Source organism: Pseudoflavonifractor capillosus (assembly GCF_016902575.1).
Taxonomy (GTDB): domain Bacteria; phylum Bacillota; class Clostridia; order Oscillospirales; family Oscillospiraceae; genus Enterenecus; species Enterenecus capillosus_A.
In genome coordinates this window covers 1-21,596 of the sequence record NZ_JACSNZ010000031.1, presented here as the reverse complement: position 1 = coordinate 21,596, position 21,596 = coordinate 1, and the positions used below count along the sequence as shown (strand labels likewise).

At 51.8% G+C, this 21,596-nt stretch carries 24 protein-coding genes and 1 tRNA gene; 13 read left to right on the top strand and 12 right to left on the bottom strand.

Going from position 1 to position 21,596, the window contains the following annotated elements; genetic code table 11:
- Nucleotides 1-368: 368 nt before the first annotated feature.
- Nucleotides 369-638: a hypothetical protein gene (locus H9X86_RS09080; RefSeq protein WP_087373105.1), complete on the bottom strand. Its 270-nt coding sequence runs from the start codon at nt 636-638 to the stop codon at nt 369-371.
- A gap of 291 nt (nt 639-929) precedes the next feature.
- Here H9X86_RS09080 and H9X86_RS09075 point away from each other — a divergent pair, with 291 nt between their 5' ends.
- Entirely contained in the window at nt 930-1,121 is a 192-nt protein-coding gene (locus tag H9X86_RS09075) for a type II toxin-antitoxin system HicB family antitoxin (protein ID WP_207752636.1), read from the top strand.
- Between the two features lie 403 nt (nt 1,122-1,524).
- Here the strand turns inward: H9X86_RS09075 and H9X86_RS09070 are convergent, their stop codons facing one another.
- The 4 genes from H9X86_RS09070 to H9X86_RS09055 form a co-directional block, all read right to left on the bottom strand.
- On the bottom strand, nt 1,525-1,704 hold the full coding sequence (locus H9X86_RS09070) for a hypothetical protein (protein WP_122788618.1): 180 nt from the start codon (nt 1,702-1,704) through the stop codon (nt 1,525-1,527).
- A gap of 28 nt (nt 1,705-1,732) precedes the next feature.
- On the bottom strand, nt 1,733-2,689 hold the full coding sequence (gene mobV / locus H9X86_RS09065) for a MobV family relaxase (protein WP_204901210.1): 957 nt from the start codon (nt 2,687-2,689) through the stop codon (nt 1,733-1,735).
- Nucleotides 2,690-2,698: 9 nt separating this feature from the next.
- On the bottom strand, nt 2,699-2,911 hold the full coding sequence (locus H9X86_RS09060; RefSeq protein ID WP_072849870.1) for a phosphoribosylglycinamide formyltransferase: 213 nt from the start codon (nt 2,909-2,911) through the stop codon (nt 2,699-2,701).
- Nucleotides 2,912-3,177: 266 nt separating this feature from the next.
- Complete coding sequence (locus tag H9X86_RS09055) at nt 3,178-4,041, bottom strand: RNA polymerase sigma factor (protein ID WP_204901209.1); 864 nt, start codon at nt 4,039-4,041, stop codon at nt 3,178-3,180.
- A 205-nt stretch (nt 4,042-4,246) separates the two neighbouring features.
- On the opposite strand from H9X86_RS09055, the gene H9X86_RS09050 reads away from it, so the two are divergent.
- The 11 genes from H9X86_RS09050 (at nt 4,247) to H9X86_RS09000 (ending at nt 13,743) form a co-directional block, all read left to right on the top strand.
- Complete coding sequence (locus H9X86_RS09050; protein ID WP_204901208.1) at nt 4,247-4,468, top strand: helix-turn-helix domain-containing protein; 222 nt, start codon at nt 4,247-4,249, stop codon at nt 4,466-4,468.
- A complete protein-coding gene (locus tag H9X86_RS09045; RefSeq protein WP_207752634.1) occupies nt 4,428-5,534 on the top strand; it encodes a DNA cytosine methyltransferase in 1,107 nt (368 codons plus the stop codon). Before H9X86_RS09050 ends, H9X86_RS09045 begins: the two co-directional genes overlap by 41 nt.
- Complete coding sequence (locus H9X86_RS09040; protein ID WP_204901207.1) at nt 5,527-6,462, top strand: DUF4928 family protein; 936 nt, start codon at nt 5,527-5,529, stop codon at nt 6,460-6,462. The genes H9X86_RS09045 and H9X86_RS09040 overlap by 8 nt, the downstream gene beginning before the upstream one ends.
- A 6-nt stretch (nt 6,463-6,468) precedes the next feature.
- On the top strand, nt 6,469-6,879 hold the full coding sequence (locus tag H9X86_RS09035) for a very short patch repair endonuclease (protein WP_204901206.1): 411 nt from the start codon (nt 6,469-6,471) through the stop codon (nt 6,877-6,879).
- Nucleotides 6,880-6,906: 27 nt separating this feature from the next.
- Nucleotides 6,907-7,974 carry a DNA cytosine methyltransferase gene (locus H9X86_RS09030; RefSeq protein ID WP_204901205.1) on the top strand — a complete coding sequence of 356 codons (1,068 nt, stop codon included), beginning with the start codon at nt 6,907-6,909 and terminating at the stop codon, nt 7,972-7,974.
- A complete protein-coding gene (locus H9X86_RS09025; RefSeq protein WP_204901204.1) occupies nt 7,958-9,850 on the top strand; it encodes an ATP-binding protein in 1,893 nt (630 codons plus the stop codon). Before H9X86_RS09030 ends, H9X86_RS09025 begins: the two co-directional genes overlap by 17 nt.
- A gap of 479 nt (nt 9,851-10,329) precedes the next feature.
- Entirely contained in the window at nt 10,330-10,683 is a 354-nt protein-coding gene (locus H9X86_RS09020; RefSeq protein ID WP_204901203.1) for a helix-turn-helix domain-containing protein, read from the top strand.
- Nucleotides 10,680-11,393, top strand: coding sequence for a TIGR02391 family protein (locus tag H9X86_RS09015; RefSeq protein WP_022345031.1), 714 nt, complete (start codon nt 10,680-10,682; stop codon nt 11,391-11,393). Before H9X86_RS09020 ends, H9X86_RS09015 begins: the two co-directional genes overlap by 4 nt.
- Complete coding sequence (locus H9X86_RS09010) at nt 11,390-12,919, top strand: recombinase family protein (RefSeq protein WP_204901202.1); 1,530 nt, start codon at nt 11,390-11,392, stop codon at nt 12,917-12,919. The genes H9X86_RS09015 and H9X86_RS09010 overlap by 4 nt, the downstream gene beginning before the upstream one ends.
- 207 nt (nt 12,920-13,126) lie before the next feature.
- Nucleotides 13,127-13,213 (top strand) — tRNA-Leu (locus H9X86_RS09005).
- A 212-nt stretch (nt 13,214-13,425) separates the two neighbouring features.
- Nucleotides 13,426-13,743: a DUF6465 family protein gene (locus tag H9X86_RS09000; RefSeq protein ID WP_204901201.1), complete on the top strand. Its 318-nt coding sequence runs from the start codon at nt 13,426-13,428 to the stop codon at nt 13,741-13,743.
- An 87-nt stretch (nt 13,744-13,830) separates the two neighbouring features.
- Here the strand turns inward: H9X86_RS09000 and H9X86_RS08995 are convergent, their stop codons facing one another.
- Together H9X86_RS08995 and fliB are read right to left on the bottom strand one after the other, a co-directional pair.
- On the bottom strand, nt 13,831-15,195 hold the full coding sequence (locus tag H9X86_RS08995; protein ID WP_204901200.1) for an aldehyde dehydrogenase: 1,365 nt from the start codon (nt 15,193-15,195) through the stop codon (nt 13,831-13,833).
- A 17-nt stretch (nt 15,196-15,212) separates the two neighbouring features.
- Nucleotides 15,213-16,310: a flagellin lysine-N-methylase gene (gene fliB, locus H9X86_RS08990; protein ID WP_204901199.1), complete on the bottom strand. Its 1,098-nt coding sequence runs from the start codon at nt 16,308-16,310 to the stop codon at nt 15,213-15,215.
- A gap of 139 nt (nt 16,311-16,449) precedes the next feature.
- On the opposite strand from fliB, the gene H9X86_RS08985 reads away from it, so the two are divergent.
- On the top strand, nt 16,450-16,890 hold the full coding sequence (locus H9X86_RS08985) for a hypothetical protein (RefSeq protein ID WP_204901198.1): 441 nt from the start codon (nt 16,450-16,452) through the stop codon (nt 16,888-16,890).
- A 55-nt stretch (nt 16,891-16,945) separates the two neighbouring features.
- Here the strand turns inward: H9X86_RS08985 and H9X86_RS08980 are convergent, their stop codons facing one another.
- From H9X86_RS08980 to H9X86_RS08960, 5 genes are all read right to left on the bottom strand, one after another.
- A complete protein-coding gene (locus tag H9X86_RS08980) occupies nt 16,946-18,598 on the bottom strand; it encodes an anti-sigma-I factor RsgI family protein (RefSeq protein WP_204901197.1) in 1,653 nt (550 codons plus the stop codon).
- A 1-nt stretch (nt 18,599) separates the two neighbouring features.
- Entirely contained in the window at nt 18,600-19,169 is a 570-nt protein-coding gene (locus H9X86_RS08975; RefSeq protein ID WP_204901196.1) for an RNA polymerase sigma factor, read from the bottom strand.
- Between the two features lie 57 nt (nt 19,170-19,226).
- Nucleotides 19,227-20,813 carry an NAD(P)/FAD-dependent oxidoreductase gene (locus H9X86_RS08970; protein ID WP_204901195.1) on the bottom strand — a complete coding sequence of 529 codons (1,587 nt, stop codon included), beginning with the start codon at nt 20,811-20,813 and terminating at the stop codon, nt 19,227-19,229.
- A 1-nt stretch (nt 20,814) separates the two neighbouring features.
- Complete coding sequence (locus H9X86_RS08965) at nt 20,815-21,477, bottom strand: HD domain-containing protein (protein WP_204901194.1); 663 nt, start codon at nt 21,475-21,477, stop codon at nt 20,815-20,817.
- Nucleotides 21,467-21,596 (bottom strand): homoserine O-acetyltransferase/O-succinyltransferase family protein (locus H9X86_RS08960; protein ID WP_204901211.1); only part of this gene is annotated, 130 nt, incomplete at its 5' end. The genes H9X86_RS08960 and H9X86_RS08965, both read right to left, overlap by 11 nt.

The following is a 21,596-nucleotide window of genomic DNA, read 5'->3' as shown; positions in this document are numbered from 1 at the left end:
AAATTACAGCGGGCGTGATGCGGGAGGGGGGTGTGGTTCCCAGGAGACCCCCCGGGGGGTGTGCGGGGATGCACCCCAGCACGGGGACCGAGAGGGGCTCTTGCGAAATCACCTGCCACGCACGCACACGAGGGGGGGTCAGAAACCGGGAGAAGCCGGGTGGATCCACGGAAACCGGAGAAAACCCAGGAAACCAACCGGGTTTTCACGAAAGCAAAAAAAGGCACACCACCCCCCGGGCGGGGGATGATGTGCGAAGGGGGTGGAAACGGCAACTTGCATTTGTCCAAATGGGCAAATGCACTTGCGAAAATAACCAGGTGGGAGCGGGCTACCATGACCCGCTCCCAGGGGGGTGTATTTCCCGCTCAGGCCACGCAGAAGCGGCGGGCGGTGGTGGTCTTGGTGAAGCGTTCCACCAGCTCAGGGGCGGCGGCTCTGAGGGCCTTGCTGTCCAGCCTGGAGGAGGTGACGGGCTTCCAGGTGATCTTATACTCTCCCGCTCGCAGCTCCTCAGCCTGCCCCATGTGGGCCTTAATCTGGTCTTTGATGGCCTCAGCCTCTGCTTGGGCCTCCTCGATGAGGCTCTGGAGCTGTCGCAGCTCCCGGACTTTCTTTTCCAGTTCGTTGGCACTCATGGTGCGCACCTCCTGTTGTTGTGTGGGGGGAGCGGGGCGTGAGTCCTTTCACGGCCCTTGCCTGTTACCGGGGAATGCGTTTCCCGCTCCTGATCTCTGGGGGTGTTCCCCCTTTCCATGGTCTTATTATACATCGTGCGCACGATTTTTACTATTGGCAATCCATACAATCTTGCGCACGATATTTTATGTATATTTAATCTTGCGCACGATTGACAAATCGGGTATAATATAGCCATAGTGGAGGAGATGCAAAAAATTTAGAGGCTCCCCCAGAAAGAAGGTGGTATTGTGGCAGGAAAAACGGAGTACAAGAACAACTGGCAGAAGGAAAACTATGACCGCATTAACCTGACAGTCCCCAAGGGCCGCAAAGCAGCCATACAGGCCCATGCAGCGGAACACGGGGAGAGCGTGAACGCATTTATAGCCCGTGCCATTGAGGAGACCATGGAGCGGGACAAGGAAAAAGCCGGGGCGTGAGGCCCCGGCTTTTTGCTGCCCTCCTGGTCGTTGGCTGGTCGTTGTTTGGTCGTTGTTTTGGTCAAAGGCCATTCCAAGAGGACGCAGAAAAGCGGAGAGAAACCACGGAAAAACCAGCAATAACAGGGGGTATATTGCACAAAGAAAGGGGGAAAAAGACAATCTCCCATTTTCGAGTCCCGTCATCCGCACCAAACCAATATAATCCGAACCTATTTCCAATCGGTGATGGGTTCGGATTATTTGTTTTCTTTGACCGTTACGAAACCGCCTACTTCCGCAACGGGGTGAAGCGAAAGCCCACCTCCAAGCCAAGGGGGCCACGGAAAAAGAAGAAAGCCACATAAATGCAAAAAAGGCGGGGTGTCATCCAAAATGGTGACACCCCGCCTTTGCTATGCCCTTATTCTGTTTTGGACTCTTGCTTCTCCATTTCTCTCTGCTTCTTCCATTCGGCAAATTCCCGCTGGCCCTCCTCGCTCTCGTAGAAAGCGAGAATGTCCGGCATGATACAGCGGGCGATTGCTTCAATCTGGTGCTGAGGAATATCGGTGTTGTTGATCAGCTTTTTTCTTCTACCCAAATGTACCTCCGTGTTTCTTAAAGATGGTTTACAGATCGTAATCTTTGGGTCTCTGCTGGCGCTGCTGCTCTCTGAGTATCCGACGCACCTCAGGGGGAATACTGTCCACAAACCGCCGCAGCCGCTCGTTTTCCTTTTTCAGTGTCAACACCTCCATCTGCTTCTGTATGCTCTTTTCGCTGTTGACCTTTTCCTTCAAGCCCTCGTTCTCTTGCGTCAGATAGTCGATGGTGGCTTGGTACTTCTTCATCTGTCCCAAATGCTTTTCCAGCCGGGAGAAGTACGGCCCCACCATTTCCAAAATTTCGTCTCGTTTTTTCCCGGCGTTCAGTACCCCGATTTCCGACACCGCCTTTTCTATGGCCTGCTGTTGCCGGGTGAGGTCTACGGACTGCTTGAACAACCATGTGGGAATGTGCTTGCGCTTGGTGACAAGGGCGCTCTCGCCCCGCTTGAGGACGGGGAACGCCTTTTTCATGTGGGCGTGGAACTCGTCCTGCCATTGGGAGAGCTGCGCCCGATTGCCCAAAATCTCCTTGGCGGACAGCCGCCCGTCCACCGTGATGGGGGTGAAGCACAGGTGGAGGTGGGGCGTTTTCTCGTCCATGTGTACCACGGCGGAGAAGATGTTCCCTCGGCCCACCTTCTTTTCCATAAAAGCTACCGCTTCGGTGAAGTAGGCTTGTACTTCTTTCTTGCTTCGGCCTGTGAAGAACTCCGGGCTGGCAGTAATCAGCGTGTCCACAAACATAGTGCTGTCCTTCCTGGTGCGGCACCCCGCCGCCTTGATGCGAGTGTCAATTTCCTTTCGGTACTTCTGTGTAGGCTGAATAATGTGAAAATTGTCCTTGCTTTTACTGATGTCAATATCGGGATTGCTGGCGTACTTCTCCTTTGTGCGCTCGTGGTGGGCTTCCAATGCCCCTGCCGGCCCCGCCTTGTGTTTGGCAAAGCGTAAAATTGCGTGCTGTGCTTTTTGTGCCATTGTACCTCCTTACCGCTTACGCTTGACCCAGACAATGTCATAGTCCAGCACATCCGCAAGCTCCACGGCTTCTTGGTATCGCAGGGAACCCCGACGCAATTTGCCAGATAGATTGGGGACGCTGCGGCTCCAATCGTAATCGTCGTACAGCCTATCCACCACCTCTGTCATGGTCATGCCAGAACGGACGATATAGGACTTGATTTCTTCTCGAATGCCCATTGTTCTCTCTCCTTTCCATGTCTGCCCCACAAAGAGCAATATTCGGTTTCGCTGTTTTGTGTGGGATTTGCTGGAAATGAAAAAAGCCCGCCAAACCGTGAAATCCGTTCGCTTCACGGTGGCGCGCTCTCCAGAAAATAACCGACACAAAAACAGTCAATCGTTCATTCAACGGCGATCCTTCAAAAATTCGGGGAAATTTTCACCTCTTTTCATCCGGCTTGAGCGCAAAAAAGCCACGCTCAACCTTCTGGTCTGCGTGGCTTTCATACGCTGCATCTGTACTTTTGAAGTTTCTTTTTTACCGCCTCCACTCGTTTGATAACTCCGCTGTGGTTTTTATACCCCAGCTTGTCCGCAATTTCCTCGTAAGTAAATCCATCCTGTCTCAGTTCAACAATCTGCCGATCTTTCAGGGGCAAGGTCTTTAAAAACCGTTCCACAAAGTCCTTAGCGATCACATATTCCTCTACATTTTGGCTTGGATCTGGAATATGGAAAATAGGACTGTCGTCATCACTGTTTTCCAGCATTCCTTCCAGTGAAACGGGCTGTACCTTCTTGGAGCGGGTGTGATACCACCTGCGGAGGAAGTCTTTGCGAGCGTTGGTATCCCATTTTTCAAAATCTTCATCGCAGGGCATTTCTCGCACGATGTCCAAAATTGGTTGCCACCCCTGCTCCGTAATCGCACGCTTCACCACATGGGCAAATAATTCTCTTACCTGATCGGCGTCTGGGAACGGAATTTGTGTTCCAGGCTTCATGCGAAATAAAAGCTGCAACCCCCAACCACATTCCTGCTCTATTAAGCTGGCCCAAAGTGGTAGCGCATAGGAGAGCCGCCAAACTGGACAGTAGCCAGTGTAGTGTTCTTTCCACCCGCCAAAGCCAAAGTGCGGAAAAGCCAAAGCAGCGGTGGCATCCATGATGTCCTTCAAGAAAGCGTCGCTATCGAGCAAGTCCATCATCGGTTCGGATGCCGCTATCTCAGAAAGACACCGTGGCAGTATATTCAGCGCAGGATACCTGACGATCTGGTCTTCCGGGATAAGATAGACAAGAGGTAGATAGCGGATGTTGCTGTCAAACGGAAAAATCACTTGGGTTTGCGCTTTTGGTTTACTCATAGAGCCGACTTTCTCCTCCTATTTTAATCATCTATTATTTTACGACATAAGTATATACTTATTGTTCCTACTTTTCAAAATTATTTTGTCGGTTTTATAAGAAGGTGAACTACTTGCGTTAAAAAAGTCTTGTCTTATTTCGCTTAAACGAATATAATATACTTGGTTTGTTGTACGCATCCATAGTGATTATGAGGTGTCGCAAGTGAATGGATATATAACGGTTCAAGAAGCCGCCGAAAAATGGGGCGTAACCCCGCGGCAAGTCCAGATATTATGTAAAGAAAACCGCATCGCAGGCGCGACGCGTATGAGCCGTATCTGGATTATCCCGGAAAATGCGGAGAAGCCGACAAACGATAAACGAGGACAAGGTAGGGAAAGAAATGATCCTTCAAAGCACCATGTATCAAAAACAGAATATTGACCTATCCTCCGCTCCCTGGACGATGCATGAATTTTTTGCAGGTAGCGGTCTCGTTGCGTATGGACTAAGAGGAATGTTCACGCCGGTTTGGGCAAACGATATCAGTGATCAGAAAGCGGCTGTTTACGAAGCTAATTTCGGGTGTGAACGGTTTATTCTGGATGACATCAAGAACGTCAAAGGCGCTGATCTGCCTTTCGCGCATCTTTCATGGGCTAGCTTCCCTTGCCAGGATTTATCTCTGGCTGGTTCTATCGGTGGAATTCATGCGTCCCGCAGCGGTTTGGTTTGGGAATGGCTGCGCGTATTGGACGAGATGGACGATAAACCAAAGATTCTCTTGTTGGAGAACGTGGCGGGCTTACTCTCGACAAACGGCGGCGATAATTACCGGGTTCTTCATATGGCGCTTGTAGAGCGAGGGTATCGCTGCGGAGCTGTTTTGCTGAATGCTTCCCATTTTGTTCCACAGTCCAGGCCAAGAGTATTTATTATCGCTGTGCAGAAGGACTGCTCTATCCCGGAGGAATTGATAGGCGACGGGCCATGTTGGCTGCATAACAACGTTGCAACGCAGTTGGGCCGTGAACTACCGGAATGGATTTGGTGGTATACGGAAAAGCCTTTGCGCCGAACCACATCTCTCAAAGATATTGTCGAGGATGACGCAGTCTTTGATAAAGATGACGTTTTGAAGTTGGTTCCCGAACGGCATTGGGCAAAATTGCGGACACACGACACTGCATACGTCACAGGTTATCGCAGGACGCGAAACGGAAAGCAGCAGCTGGAGCTGCGCTTTGATGGAATTGCCGGTTGCTTACGGACGCCGGAAGGCGGGAGCAGCAAACAGTATCTGGTTGTCAAGAAGGACGGCCAGGTTCACGCCCGCCTCTTGACCGTACGCGAAGCGGCCAGACTTATGGGAGCGCCGGATAATTTTGAACTTCCCGGAAGCTATAACGACGGATATAAAGCGATGGGCGACGCAGTAGCCGCGCCGGTCGCGCAGTTTATAGGAGAACGTTTCCTAACCAAAATTGCGGAGGCGGTATACGATGATTAGTCCCGAAGAACGCCTAAAGGCGTTTCAATCTGAAAATCATATCACCACGAAGGGGCCTCTCTCTTTGGTCGTGCAGTTTACTCGCATGGTGAGAGATAAGGCTTTCCCGTTGAACCCTGACGACTTCCAGACAAGTAGCAAAGGGCAGGTCGCTGGGCTTGGCGGGGCCAACTTGAAAAAGATTTTGAAGGAACACGGCATCACCCAGCAACTGTCTTCTGAAGGTGGGAGAACCAGCAGAGGCAGCATGGGCCTGATGATTAAATATGTGGACTTTCTGAACGCATGGAACGCAGAGGAAGCGGTAGATTTCTCCGTAGTCGAGGCCTTTTGGGCCGAGCAGGTGCGCGAATACTTTAGAAATCAGCCGTTCGTTCTGACCGCAGATACATCAAAAACAATCGGCGCAAATCTGGACGACCTTTTTGAACAGGCAAAAAAGCGTCAAAAGCAGAATCCCGGCACGCAGTATCTTGGCACTGTGTTGCAGCATCTTGTGGCGGCAAAACTCTGCTTAATTCTGCCGGAAGATTCTTTTGAAATCCACGGAGCCTCTGTGGCGGACGGCCCCACAGACCGAAACGGCGATTTTGTCATAGGCAATACAGTCATTCACTGTACGACTATGCCCGGAGCGTTACTGATTGAAAAATGTAAAGCAAATCTCCGCGCTGGTTGCCACCCCGTTATTATCACGATTTTTGAGCGCGTACATACCGCGCTTAATCTTGCAGAGGATGCCGGACTGGCCGGACGCGTCGAAGTTTGGGATATTCAGCAGTTCTTGTCTGCGAACGTCTACGAACACAGCCTTTTTGACGAGGCCAAAAGGAACTCCACGCTCTCCAGTATCATCGCCCGGTACAACAAAATTGTGCTGGAGGCGGAAACCGATCCTAGCCTCCGCATAGAGTTTGAAGCCAGGTGATTTGTCGTGGCGGATGTTTTTGATGCGGAAAAACGATCTGACATTATGCGTCAGGTCAAGTCCAAAAAGAACAAGTCCACCGAGCTGCGGTTAATTGAAATATTCAAACAGAACGGAATTACGGGCTGGCGTAGAAACTACCCAGTAAAAGGGCATCCAGATTTCGTATTCCCAAAGAAAAAGATCGCCGTGTTTGTGGACGGCTGCTTTTGGCATGGACACGACTGCCGAAACACTCGCCCTGCCGATCATCAAGAATACTGGCAGAAGAAGCGCGAACGGAACATGGAACACGACAGAGAAGTAACGGCCATGTTCGAGGCGCGCGGCTGGACGGTGTTGCGGATTTGGGAGTGCGAGTTGAAGAAGAAAAATGAGAGCGCATTGGTCGAGCAATTAGATAAGATAATGCGTTAACTCTGATGGATATTGGGGGAAACGTAGATGACAATCAAAGCAGTTGATTTGTTTTGCGGCGTGGGTGGCCTAACATGCGGGTTGCAGAAAGCAGGTATCCCTGTCGTGGCGGGAATAGACATTGATGGTTCATGCGAATATGCCTATACACACAACAACCATTCTCAGTTTATAAAAAAGAGCATTGATGAGGTTACTGGAAAAGAAGTACGTGCGCTGCTTCGTGGGGCAGATGTGAAAGTGTTAGTTGGGTGCGCCCCCTGTCAACCTTTTTCAAGTCATCAAAAGGATAAAAAGCACCGCTCTAATCATAAAGATTGGAAATTACTATATCAGTTTTCCAGATTGGTAAAAGAGGTTAAACCGCATATTGTTTCGATGGAAAATGTTCCAGAACTTCAAAAAGAAAAGGTGTTTTTAGATTTTGTTAACACTCTCAAAGAGGAGAACTATGTGGTCAATTATGATGTGGTTAATGTGGCGGATTACGGTGTGCCTCAACGGCGTAAACGTCTGATTTTGTTGGCGTCAAAGAGAAAAGAAATAAAGATTCCAACACCGACGCATGAGCGATATATAACAGTGAGAGAGGCAATTGGAAACCTGCCAGAAGTTAAAGCAGGAGAAGCAGATAAGGATGATGCACTGCATATCGCGCCGGCATTGTCAAGCATCAATTTGCAGCGAATAAGGAACTCTCGTCCAGGTGGAACTTGGCGCGATTGGCCCGATGCATTAAAGTTAAAGTGCCACAAATCAGAAAAGGGTAAAACATATGCATCGGTATATGGTCGTATGAGGTGGGATGATCTATCCCCAACGATAACAACGCAATTTATTGGATATGGGACTGGACGTTTTGGACACCCTGATCAAGATCGAGCACTTACTCTTCGAGAAGGAGCAATCTTGCAGTCATTTCCTCCGGACTATCAGTTCGTTCCACCTGAAGAGCCGATTCAAATCAGGAAAATTGCCCGCCACATAGGCAATGCCGTACCCCCAAGACTTGGAGAAATCATCGGACAAAGTATAATTAGCAGCCTGCCAAAAAAGAGAAAGAAGGCGGTGAATAAAAATGAACAAGGAGTATAAACTCAATATTGACCCGCGTATTCTGGAATTGCTTGGGCCAAGTCTGTACACTAACATTTACTACGTTTTGGCCGAACTGATTGCAAATGCATATGACGCTGATGCACATAATGTGTATATCATCGCTAATAAGGATGATATTACGGTTGAAGATGATGGAAAAGGGATGTCTTATGCCAAAGGGGATGTTCAGAAATACCTTAATGTGGCTGCCGTATCACGAAACAGCAAAGAGGATTCTTATACGCCGCTTAATAGGAAGAAAATGGGGCGGAAAGGAGTTGGCAAGCTGGCGGCACTTTCCGTATCCGAGAATGTACTTGTTAAGACGATAAATGATGGAGAAAAGTCTGGTTTTATACTCTCACGCCATATAGGTGAGAATAATTTGCTTATTCCACTTACAGATGAACAAATAACCTTTGAAAAAATATCTGGTAACGGGACTTCAATTGTGATGCAAAGTCCTCAGTATAAATTACATAGCACCCTAAAGGCCATAAAGAGAAACCTTCTGAAAATATTCCCGTTAGTTAATAAAGACTTCAAAATTCATTTATGTCGCGGCACAGAGACGGTAATTATAGAAGATTTCGATAAGGAAATGATTTCAGAACTATCTACGTTAATAACTTTAGGAGATGAGTTCAAACACTTAGAGGCTTATTTCAAAACACCTTTCCCGGGAAGAATTGCAGACCTTTTAGATAATAGACCCTTAGCGACTGTCCCTATCAGAATGAAAGACAAAGAAAACGTCGAACATGACTACAATGTGGAAATTAAGGGCTGGATAGGTACATATACATCAACGCGCGGACGAAAAGCGGAGTTGACGGATTTCCCGGACAACTTTATTTCATTATACGCTAATCAGAAAATGGGAGAATTCAATATTCTCCCGGTTGTCGGTCAAAACAAATTGCCGGAAGTATATGTGGTCGGCCAGCTTCATGTAGATATTTTTGAACTTACTGAGCTACCAGATATGGCACTCAGTAATAGACAAGGGTATAAATCTGACGACCCACGGTATCAAGCAGTTTTGGATTATGTTCGAAACACGCTACTTCCAGATGTTTTGAAAAAGCGGGATGTTTTTGTCAACCTTGGAAAGAAGAAAAAAGAAGAAAAGAAATTAGAACAGCAACGAGAGAATGAAGCATCTTTTCGCCGGTCCGTTGATTCTTTTCGAAAGAACACCGCTAAAAAAGCAGCGCAAAAAATATCAACACGATTTGGGATTTCTACTGACAAGGCAAATGAAGTAGAATCAATACTTTCCGAAGAGATTAACTCTAACAGCCCGGATATGGGTATCAAGAGTATAATTGACACTCAGAAGAAGAAAATTTTAATAAGCCAGACATATCCCGATAAGGACTTGGCTGACGTTGTATATAATATGCTTGTATTTAATAATGTGCCGCCAGAGGATATTATATATACAAACTGCGATGATGAAGTGTCGCGCATCCCGGAAGGCGACGTTGGAAAATCTGGAATTTATGATTATCTTCGTGACTTCTTCGTCGATAGTTATTCAACACAAAAGATATATGTGATTTTTGTTACAAGCAACAATACAAAGAAATCATGGGGTGCGCTAATTGAGGTGGGGGCAGCGTGGATAACCCAAATTGAGCATAAGATTTTTAACATATATGATTTCCGACCAGAGCATCCTTTGGACGATGAGCAACAGTGGCACACAAGTTCGAGGAATGAAGAAGGTGAGTTGTGTATGTCCAAATTAAGTGTGGATATTTTTGCTCAAAAAATCGAGTATATCTGCGATAAGTTGGGTTATAGAAAAAGGACTCGTCAAGAAAATAAAGATCGACTCGAAACGTTGGTAAAAGTGCTGCCGCGATAATTCATGTCTGTTGTGCCCTGTGCAAAAGTACGACGCATATACCTACCGCCGCTCTCTGAAAACGAACAGGATTTTTTCCCGTCCGCTCACAAAACTCCTGCCCGTTTTCCTGCCAGTGTAAGCTGGGGACAAACCGCATCGCCCCCCCGTTTCCCCTGTCAGCCGCGCCAGCAGGTATAACACACTACACCTTGCAAGCAAGGTCGTGTGCCAAAGGGGAGCATAAGCCCCCTTTGGAAACCCCCGATTTTGTCGGTGTGTGGCCACAGATTGCATTTCTGCATCTATGGTCCGCACCCCATCCAAAACCCAAAGAAACGACGCAGATCAGCCCATGAATGGTGGGCTGGTCTGCGCCGTTTCTTTATTCGGCCTGCGGGCCGAGATGGGAGAAAACGCATAGAGAAAATTTTATTTCCGAGTTGAAAATTCACGTTATTCGGGTTACAATAAAGTTAACCCGGATAGGAGGTTGAAAGATGAAAGAAGTGGGTAAGCGTTTGAAGGCTCTGCGGGAAAGTGTTGGTTTTTCGCAGGTAAAAATGGCCGAGGCCATCGGCTCCACACAGTCCAGTATCAACCGCTATGAGAATGGGCAGTCCACCCCATCTGTGGAACTATTCCGCCGCTATGCAGATTACTTTGATGTATCCTTAGATTATATCTTTGCCCGGACGGACAAGCCCCAGGGAGTAATATACGAGTTTAAGCCTAAAGCCGCTCCAGAGCGCGAGGAAATGCGGCGCTTTATTGAGATGTGTTTTGACCCACAATCTCCTATGAACGAAAAGCTAAAGGAAACACTGTTCCGTATGATGGAGGATGGAGAATGAAGGTTATATATGAAAAAGAAATTTCTGCAATAAAAGACTGGCTACAGCGTACCAACGCCCAACTTTCAACAGGAGCCTTACCAGCGTTTCTCCAAACCGATTGTTGGAAAATACAAAATGAGTTGCAGACGATTTCGACAAATATTCAGTACGAATACCCATTTTATGGCCATGAATTATTAGAGATAAAGAACATACTTTTTTCTGCTCCCCAGCCTCCTTATGGCATGATGCTGTTGAATTCAGCCGCGTTTGGAGAGCTTTTCATAATTATCAAACACATTTCTTCGGAACCGATAGATACTCGGTTTTGGCAGGACATTCACCCTCGAATCATTGCTGTTTCAAAAGGGCTGTTTTGTGATGGTCATTTTGCCGCCGCCGGTGAAGCCGCCATTAAAGAAGTTGAAACTCGAATGCGAGAATTGTTTAAGGAAGGAAAACCGAACTCTCCCATTCCTAAAGATGCAGCGGGTTTAATTGGCGCATTACTTTCAGACAATGGCTTCTATCAGTTTTGCGATACATCAGAAATAAGCGGAGCCAATTTTCGTAAAGGTGTTAAGTCTATCTTTGAGGGTGCTTTTATGGCTTACCGGAACCCCTCTATGCACGCAAATCTAACTTGCTCACAAAGAGAAGCTTTTGAACGGATCGTGCAGGCAAGTCAAATGATGGGTATTTTAACAAGCGGCGAGGTGAGAATATGAAAGCCGTTATCTATGCCCGCTATTCCTCCGACAACCAGCGGGAGGAAAGCATTGAGGGCCAGATTAGAGAGTGTACCGCCTTTGCCGAGAAGAACGGTATCACCATCCTGCGCCACTACATTGACCGGGCCTTTTCCGCCAAGACCGACAACCGCCCGGAATTTCAGAACATGATCAAGGACAGCGGCAAGCACTTATTCGATATGATTATCGTCTGGAAGCTGGACAGGTTTGCCCGCAACCGCTACGACAGCGCCCGCTACAAGGCCGCTCTGAAAAAGAACGGGGTCAAGGTGGTGTCCGCCACCGAGGTCATTTCCGACGGGGCCGAGGGCATCATTCTGGAAAGCGTGCTGGAGGGTTATGCCGAATACTACTCCGCTGACCTGTCCGAAAAGGTAGTTCGGGGCATGACGGAAAATGCCTTGAAATCCAAGTATAACGGCGGCACCCGTCCTATCGGCTATCTGATTGACAGCGACCAGTATTTCCAGCTTGACCCGCTCACCGCCCCTTTTGTCCGTGAGGCGTTCCAGCGGTATGACGAGGGGGCCACTATGACCCAGATCCGGGACTGGCTCAACGAACAGAGTGTGAAGAATACACGGGGCCAGAAGATGACCTACAACAGCGTGCAGCACCTTTTGAGCAACCGCCGCTATATCGGAGAATACACCTACCGGGACATTGTGGTGCCGGATGGCATTCCCGCTATTGTCCCCCAAGACCTCTTTGACCGGGTGCAGGAGAAGCTGGCGAAGAACAAGAAAGCCCCGGCCCGTCACAAGGCCGAGGACGATTATCTGTTGACGACCAAGCTGTTCTGCGGCTACTGTGGGGCCTATCTCTGTGGCGAGAGTGGCACCAGCCACACAGGGAATGTCCATCACTACTATAAGTGCGTGTCCGTCAAGAAGAAGCGCACCGAGTGCCACAAGAAGTCTGTCCGCAAAGAATGGATTGAAGATTTGGTAGTCAGCGAAACCATGAAAATGGTGATGGACGATGAGGCGATAGAGGCCATTGTGTCCATGCTGATGGACTTGCAGGACAGGGAGAATGTCAATCTTCCCCTCTATGAACAGCAGTTGCGGGAGGCGGACACGGCCATTCAAAATCTGTTGAATGCCATCCAGCAGGGAATCTTAACCAAGTCCACGAAAAGCCGTCTGGAAGAACTTGAGGCCACAAAAGAGGAAGTGGAAACCAAGATTGCCTGCGAGAAGCTGGCAAAGCCCAAGGTCAGCGCCGAGTTTATGACCTTCTGGCTCCAACGCTTCCGCAAACTGGATGTACGGCAAAAGTCCCACCGTAAGATGCTGATTGACACTTTTATCAACGCTATTTTCCTGTACGATGACAAAATGGTGATAACCTTCAACTACAAGGAAGGGACAACGACCATCACTTTTGATGACCTCAAAACCGCATTGGCCGATCAGAAAACAGGTTCGGATTTGGATTGCTCAACTGCACCAAAACAAAAGCACCTGCAAAAGCGGGTGCTTTTGTTTTGGCATCCATAGGCTCATTTCAATGCTATGCAAAAGTCCATTCCGTCTGTGCCAGGGGTTCACTGTGGCAGCAATGCTTTCGTGCAGCTACATTGGTTGGCATGACAGGAGGGGCCTGGAGAGGGCTTTTGAAAAAGTCAAAAGAAACTGAAAAAAGGCATTGACATTTGTATGCTGCTATGGTATCATTACCTTCGCTGCTGAGGCAGTCGACCACTTGCGCGAGTGGTGGAATTGGTAGACTCGCTGGCTTCAGGTGCCAGTGCTCGCAAGGGCGTGCGGGTTCGACTCCCGCCTCGCGCACCAAAAGAAAAAGGACACACCGTATGGTGTGTCCTTTTTCTTTTGGTGATTATTTCCTAAATGTGGAATATATGTGGGGGCGCTCCTGTTCAAAAGGGAAGAAATGGGCGCAGCGACTTGAAAATACCTGGATAGGGGAGTAAAATAGGCTAGGATTTGCAGAAGCGAATCGGGTACATTCCCTTGGAAAGACGTAAGGAAAGGAGGAATATCGGATGGCGAGAGTGACTGCGGCTCGGAAGAAGACTGTGGCTGAGCCTGCTAAGGCTGAAGCCGCTTTGGAGCAGAAGGTTGTGGAGCAGCCTGTGAAGAAGACCACCCGTACCACCACGAAGAAGGTGGAGCTTGCCTATGTGCAGTTTGCCGGCAAGGAATGGGATATGGCTGAGATCGTGAAGAAGGCCAAGGAGGCTTACCTGGCCTTGGGCAACAAGGCTGCCTCCATGAAGAAGTTCTGCGTATACGTCAAGCCGGAAGAGGGCGTGGCCTATTATGTGGTCAACGACACCGACACCGGCAGCGTGGAGCTGTAAGATGAAGGCGAAAAGGCCGCTGCGGAAGGTTGAACTTCTGCGGCGGCCTTTTTGACTATTGCCCCCCCGGACATGTCCGGGGGGTTCCTATTTCACAAATTTTTTGAGGAATCCCAACTTGGATTCGGTATAGGGATGGTATCGCAGGGGCACGTCTATGTGCTGGCTGCCCACCAGAATGCTTTTGTAATGGGTGAAGGTGTCGAAGCTGGCCTTGCCGTGGTAGGAGCCCATGCCGCTATTCCCCACCCCGCCAAAGGGGAGATAGGGGGTTGCCAGGTGGAGAATGGTGTCGTTGAAGCAACCGCCGCCGAAGGACAGGTGGGTGGTGACGGTGTGCTGCATCTCCCGGCTGCGGGAGAATAGGTATAGGGCCAGGGGCTTTTCCCGGTTGGAGACGAAGTCCACCGCATCCTGGGTGGAGGAATAGGTCAAGACAGGGAGGACGGGGCCAAAAATCTCCTCCTGCATCACCGGGGATTGGGGATCTACGTTGTCCAAAATGGTGGGGTCGATTTTGCCGTCCCGGGCCTGTCCGCCGCAGAGAATGGTCTGGCCTTCCAGCAGGCCCAGGATACGGTGATAGTGTTTATCGTTGATGATCTTGCCGTACTCTGGGTTGGAGAGGGGATCGGGGCCAAGAGTGCTTTCCACAGCCTGCTGGAGATGCTGCACCAGCTGGTCTTTCACCGATTCCTGAACCAGGACGTAGTCGGGAGCCACACAGGTTTGTCCGGCATTGAGAAACTTACCGAACACAATGCGTTTGGCTGCCAAGGGGATATCGGCAGTTTCGTCCACAATACAGGGGCTTTTTCCACCCAGCTCCAGGGTGATGGGAATGAGGTTCTGGGCAGCTCGGCGCATGACCTCCTTTCCCACGGTGACGCCGCCGGTAAAGAAGATGTAGTCCACACGCTGATCCAGCAGGGCGGTGTTTTCTGCCCGCCCGCCCTGTACCACGGTGACGAATTGGGGGTCGAAGGTGGAGGCGATGAGTTGGGAGAGCACCTGGGAGGTGGCGGGAGCATAGGCAGAGGGTTTGAGAATGACGCAGTTGCCCGCTGCAATGGCGCCCAGCACCGGAGACATAGAGAGCATGAAGGGGTAGTTCCAGGGCGACATCACCAGCACCACCCCGTAGGGCTGAGGATAGCGGCGGCTCTTGGCGGGGAAAAGGGTCATAGGTGTGCGCACCTTGCGGGGTTTGGCCCATTTGCGCAGGTGGGAACGGAGGTGGGAAAGTTCCTCCAGCACCTGGCCGATCTCGGAGAAATAGCTTTCATAAGGGTGTTTGCCCAAATCTGCCTGGAGCGCAGCTTCGATGTCCGGCTGCATCTGACAGATGTTGCGGCGCAGCCGGTCCAGAGCTTCCAGCCGGGCGGAGACGGGGAGGGTGGCGCCGGTGCGGAAGTAGGCGTGTTGATTGGCAACCAAAGTGGAAATATCCATAGTGGGAACTCCTTTTGTCATTGAGGGAAATAGATGGATGCAGGGTCTAAGGTGGCACAGGTGTCCACAGCCAGGGCCAGGTTTTCCTCCATGTGCTCCACCTCTCGGCTGAAGGCGCAGCAGATGGCGATTTCTTCAGACAGGGGGAGAGCTTGATGTGCCTTCCATTCCACCAGGAATAGGTGGTAGAGGAGGATCATGCTGCACGCAATAAAGGCAGCCCGCCCGTAGAGCTGGTCGTCGTTGACAGCTTTGTGCCAGTGGCGGAAGATGAGATAGCATCCCAGATTGGAGAGATGCTGCTCCCATTGGGGAAAGTGGTCTTGAAACTGGTGGCACAGCTCTTGGTAACGATCTTGGGAGATCTGCTCCAACACTTGGCGGCATTTATCCAGACGCTGAGGCCAGGTGGGGCGCAGAGGCTCCAGGGAGGCAAAAAAACGGCACAGACTGACGGCAAAGTCCTTGCTTTCCTCGGTGTGGGCGAGGTGGTGGAGGGAAATGTGGGTGTGGACCATGTCGGGGTAATTTTCCCCTTCCACAACTGTTTGTAACCCTTGGGCCAGGGACAAAACCCCCTGCATACGCTCCCAGACAGTATAACGGCCTTGTGCCATGGCGTTTAGTGCTTCTTCTCTGGAACTCTCCAGCCCCGCCAGCAGCTGAGGCGGAATGTCGGGAAAGGGTTGATCTGGCTGGCCGTCATTTTCCTCCACGATCTGGAAGGCCGGGCTTTCCAGCAGCAGCCGGGCAGCTTCGGGACAAGACATGGCCAGAGAGGACTCGGTGAGGCATCCATACTCCTCGATGAACCGGGGATAGGCTCCGCAGTGTCCGCACAGATGGGCCTCGCCCCACTCCTTCTGGATGGCACACAGTCCATCCTGGGCGAGCATGGTGCAAAACCCCCGGCTGTCCAGCCGAAAGCAGGTGTCCCCGTCTTCATCTGTGGTGAGGCTTTCTGCCAGCCGGGAGGCCAGAACGGCGGGAGCGTGTTGGTAATCCTCTATGGTTTCTTGATCCAGGACAATGTCCCAGTCCCGGCAGCAGGTGTCGGGGCAGTCTCCGCCCAAGCAGTGGAAACTGGGGTAATAGTTGGGGTGACGGGTGAGCATAGACAAAGACTCCTTACATCACATGAAGTTGAAGTCTTATTATATACATTTTCTACGGTATGGGCAAGAGAAATGGTTGGACAGGGTGGGAGGGCTATGGTAAGATGAAACTGAAAAACCTAGAAAAGGAGGCTTTGATATGCGCAAGAAAAAAATGATTGCCCTGGGTGTAGTGGTATTGGTTGTGGTGATTGTTTTGGCCTGGTTGGTGGTTCCCGGCAGATGGGTGGCGGGGGTGGATCGGCTGACGGCAGACGGCGAGATCACTGCCTCCCGGTATGAGCACATGGAGAGCAAGGACGCTTCAAAGGTTACTCTCACCCAGGAGCAGGCGGAGGAGTTCCAGAAGCTCATGGAGGACACCTTGTTCATCCGCAGAATCTCCTCGGGGATTCGCAGCCAGCCTGAGTTGACCCACTATGATTTCACCGTAGAGCTGGATGGTGGAGAAGCGGTGTACGTGTCTTGTGTGTGCGGCTCTGGGGACTATGTTACCGTCACTGAGAACGGCAAGGATACTGCATTGAGACCCATCTTCCCCGGATGGGAGGATAAGCTGGAGCAAATCCTGAACCCGTAAGAAAACATAAAAAGCCTCGAGACCATGGTCTCGAGGCTTTTTGCGTGTGGGGAAATCAGTCGTCACGCTCGGACTCGTATTTCAGTACCTGACCGTTGGTGGCATTGATCTCGTAGTCGTACTCCATGCCGTTGCAGTGGAAGGAAATCTCGTAGCAGGCTACGCCATCGTCATAGTCCAACTCATTCTCCACGCGGGTGATCTGGGAGGCATTTACCCCGGCATGTTTGCAGGCCGCTTGCAGGGCGGCGTCATAGCCGATGTGCGTGCTGGTGGAGCTGTTGTTGTTGCCGTTTTGGTTTTGGTTCTGGTTCTGATTTTGGTTTTGATTCTGATTCTGGTTGTTGTTGCTGTTGCTATTATTGCTGCTGGAAGTGTTGCGGTGAGCGTAGTGGTCGCAGGTGTCCTGCTCAGCCTTCACCACGGCGCCAGTGGAGGCATTGATTTCGTAGTCGTACTCCACACCGGCACAGCAGAACTCGATTTCGTAGCAGGCGGTGCCGTCGTCGTAGTCCAGCTTGACGGTGAGGGACTGGGCAGCGCTCTTGTCCACCTTGGCGTGAGTGAGAGCGGCGTTGGTGGCGGCGGACTCACCGATGAAGGAGGTGTTCCCGCCTGTGCTGGCGTTGGCGTTATTTCCGGTGTTGGAGCTGCTTCCGGTGTTGGAATTGTTTCCGGTATTGGTGTTACCGCTGGTATTGGAACTGCCTGTTGTATTGCTGGAGCTGTTGTGCCAGGCGTGGTCGCAGGGCTCTTTCTCCTGCTTCACCACGCTGCCGTCCGTGGCGTTGATGTCGTACTCGTACTCAGTGCCGTTGCTGCAGAAATCCAGCTCATAGACCATGGTTCCGGCTTCCCAACCAAACTCTGTGCTCAGGCCCTGAACATCGGCAGTGGCGATGCCAGCATGCTGGCAAGCGGCCTTGAGAGCGGCATCCTGGCCGATATAGGCCTGGTCGCTGATGGAACCGGTCTGGGACACTCCGGTGGTGGACAGGTTGCGGGAGGAGGCGATGAGGGAGATCTCGCTCATGGACAAGGGGGCCAGAGAGTCGAAGGTGAGGGTGCTGTCCTGGGCAATCACCTCTTGGATCAGGCTGGCCTTTCCGGCAGAGATGTTGTACTGCTGGGCCAGCTGGGCCAGTTCCTCACTGACGGTGACATTTTGGGTCAGAATGGCGCCAGACTGGAAGGCGCCGGAGATGGTGGTGGTCAGTTCGGTTTGGAGCTGGGTGGCTTTGGCGGCATCGGAGTTTTCCACGGAAACCAAGATAGCGTTTTCCAGCTCGTCCAGATACCCTTTTTGGAGGCAGGCGCCGATGAGGGCGTTGACTGCGGTTTCCAGGTTGGTGCCCTCCAGTTCCATCCCGCCCAGGACTTCCTTGGCGTCATCGTTGAGAGCGGTGGCCTCCAGCACATTCTCTTTGGAGTCAATGGACAGGGCGATGCTGGGGTTGATGTCCAGGGTCACCACGGAGTCAGTGGCTTTGGCCTGCTGGAATTGGGAGACGCCAAAAATACTGCCGGCTACAATGGCCAGGGCGGCAACAGCGGACAGAGGAGCCAGCCAACGGGTCTTCTTTTGATTTGTCATAGAGATCACAGTTCCTTTCTGTTCCTCGCAGGCGGAAAGGATGGCATCCAGTTGATTGGGGGCAGCGTGGGTGGCCGCCTGTTGAATTCGCTTGTGAATTTCTTCGTGGGTCATCTCAGTCTGCCTCCTTCCATGCGGCGTTCAGTTTTTTGATGGCACGATGGTATTTGGAAAGGACTGTGGGCAATGGCAGGGACAATAGTTGGGAAATCTCCCGGTGCTTGAGCCCAGTCAGGGCGTGGAGCGTGACGATCTGTCGTTCCTGGTCACCCAGAAGGGAGAGTAGGGTGTCTAAAGTGAGCAGATCTTCCTGATCTACCATGGGGTTGTGGGACAACCGGGTGAGATGGGTCTCCTCCAGGGGAAGATTGTGGGACTGCTCCCGCAGCCGGGACAGGGCCAGGTTGCGGGTGATGGTGATGATCCAGGCCATGGGCTTTCCCTGAGAACGATAGGCCCCGGCGCTGTGGTAGAGTTGGATAAAGGTGTCTTGGGTGATGTCCTCTGCATGGTCCACGTCTTTCAAAACCGACAGAGCGAAACCGTACACGGCGGCTTTGGTGGTTTCATAGAGGCTGGCCAGGGCCTCTTTGTCCCCTTGAGCCATCCGAGTGATGAGATCATCCAACTGGTGGTTGCTGTGCCCCGAGCGCTCGACGGGCACGACCGATGTGAATAGGATCATGGTTTCACCTCTGTTCATCTATATAACGTGGGAGAGAACGAAAATATTGCGTTGTGCTCAAATATTTTTTTCAATAATTTTTTCGGCGACCTTAATGCCGTCCACGGCGGCGGAGGTGATGCCTCCGGCATATCCGGCACCCTCTCCGCAGGGATACACACCCTGAACCGAGACGGACTGCAGGTCGGGCCCTCGGACAATGCGCACGGGGGAGGAGGAGCGGGTTTCCACTCCGGTGAGCACGGCATCGGGGTGTGCAAAGCCTCTGAGCTTCCTGTCAAAGAGGGGGAGTGCTTGGCGCAGTGTGTCCAGCACATAGTCGGGCAATACGCCCTCCAGGCTTCCCCACACCACACCGGGCCGATAGGACGGGCGGATGGAACGTGGGCCATTAGAGGGGCGCTGGGCCAGAAAATCCTCCAGAGTCTGGGCGGGGGCCATGGGGTTGCCGCCGCCGTAGGCCCAGGCCGCCTGCTCCCATTGCTCCTGGAAACGGACCCCGGCCAGAGGGTCGTCGCCGGGGAAGTCTTCGGGGCCGACCCCAACCAGAAATCCACCATTGATATTCTCTTGGTCTCGAGCCCGCAGGGACATGCCGTTGGTGACCACTTGGCCATCTTCGCTGGCGGAGGCCACCACCTGCCCGCCGGGGCATACGCAGAAGGTGAAGGCGGAGCGGCCGTTGGGTAGGTGACAGGACAGCTTGTAGTCGGCAGCGGGCAGCTTGTCCCAGCTGGGGCCAAATTGGGCCTGGCTGATGGCCTCTTGCTTGTGCTCAATGCGCACCCCGATGGCGAAGTTCTTCTGCTCCATGGTCAGTCCGGCATCCAGCAGCATGGCGAAGGTGTCCCGGGCAGAGTGGCCGGGAGCCAGTACCAGGGTATCGCAGGGGAGGAAATACATCTGGCTGTCGTGGGTGATCTCCACGGCGGTGATGGCTCCGTCTTGAATGTGCAGCCCGGTGAGCTGGTGTCCGAAGCGCACATCTCCCCCCAAAGCCAGCAGTTCGCCCCGCATGGACTTTACCACCTGGCGGAGAATATCGGTGCCGATGTGGGGTTTGTGGGACCACTGGATGTCCTCCGGTGCTCCGTGCTCCACAAAGGTGCGGAAGACATGGCTGATGCGGGAGTCATTGATGCCGGTGGTGAGCTTCCCATCGGAAAAGGTACCGGCACCCCCTTCCCCAAACTGAACATTGGATTTTGCGTTCAACTGTCCGGTGGCCCAGTATTGCTCCACGGCTTGGGTGCGCTGGTCCACGTCGCCGCCCCGTTCCAGGACAATGGGCTTTAATCCAGCTCGGGCCAGAGTCAGAGCGGAAAACAGTCCGGCAGGGCCGGTGCCCACCACCACAGGGGAGAGAGTGGAAGTGCGGCCCAGGGGCGGAAGGGCGTAGGGTTTTTCTTCCCATAGAGAGACGCCCTTGCACTGACGCCGGAGGATGGCGTTCTCGTTGGGTACCTTGACCCGCACTGAGCACACATAGTGCACGTCGTGCTTTTTGCGGGCATCAATGGACTGGCGGGTGAGGGTGACCTGGGACAAATCCTTGACGGACACCCCCAGGTGCTTGGCCAGTTTGCGATATAAGGTAGACTGGTCTGCTTCCACAGGCAGACGGAGATTGGTCACGTGTAGCATCTTATAGCACCTTTGAGTTGTTGATAATGAGTTGGAACTTCAGAGAGAAAAACTCTGCGGCTTTACGGCACAACAGCATACGGGAGAGAAAAATCTCAAAGTAGTCCATCACCGCACAGATCTCTGTATCAATGGTAATGGAAAGGGTGATGGTGCCGGCTTCCTTGTTGAGAATCAGGTTGGATTCTTCTACGGCATAGTTCACTCGATCGTGAATGTCGAAGTTAATGGTATCTTCGTTGCGCACCCGGCTGCGGCGCACATCGCTTTTATCTGCCAAAATGAGAGCGGCAGCCACGGCGTTGACTGGATGGGCGGTGTGCTCGTCGTGGTTTCCAATGGCGGTAATGACGGTGGCCACGTCCGCAGGCTCCATGCCCATTTTGTCCAGAATGCGGAAAGCCATCACCGCCCCGCTCTGGGCATGATCCACCCGGTTGACCACATTGCCGATGTCATGCATAAACCCGGCGATTTTGGCCAGCTCTACATGGCGCTGGTCATATCCCAGGTCTTGGAGCAGCTGGGCTGCGGTGGAGGCACACTTGGTGACATGGGCAAAGGAGTGCTCGGTGTAGCCCAGAGCAATGAGTGAAGCATCTGCTTGGGTGATGTAGGTGCGAATCTCCTGGTTGTTGCGCACCGCTTCGAAATCAATCCTCATTGGAAATCTCCCTTAAATCGTACGGTGTGGTTTGATAGACATAGTAGTTGAGCCAGTTGGTGTAAAGCAGTTGTCCCGCAGAGCGCCAGTTGACGATGGGGGCCTGGGTGGGGTCGTCC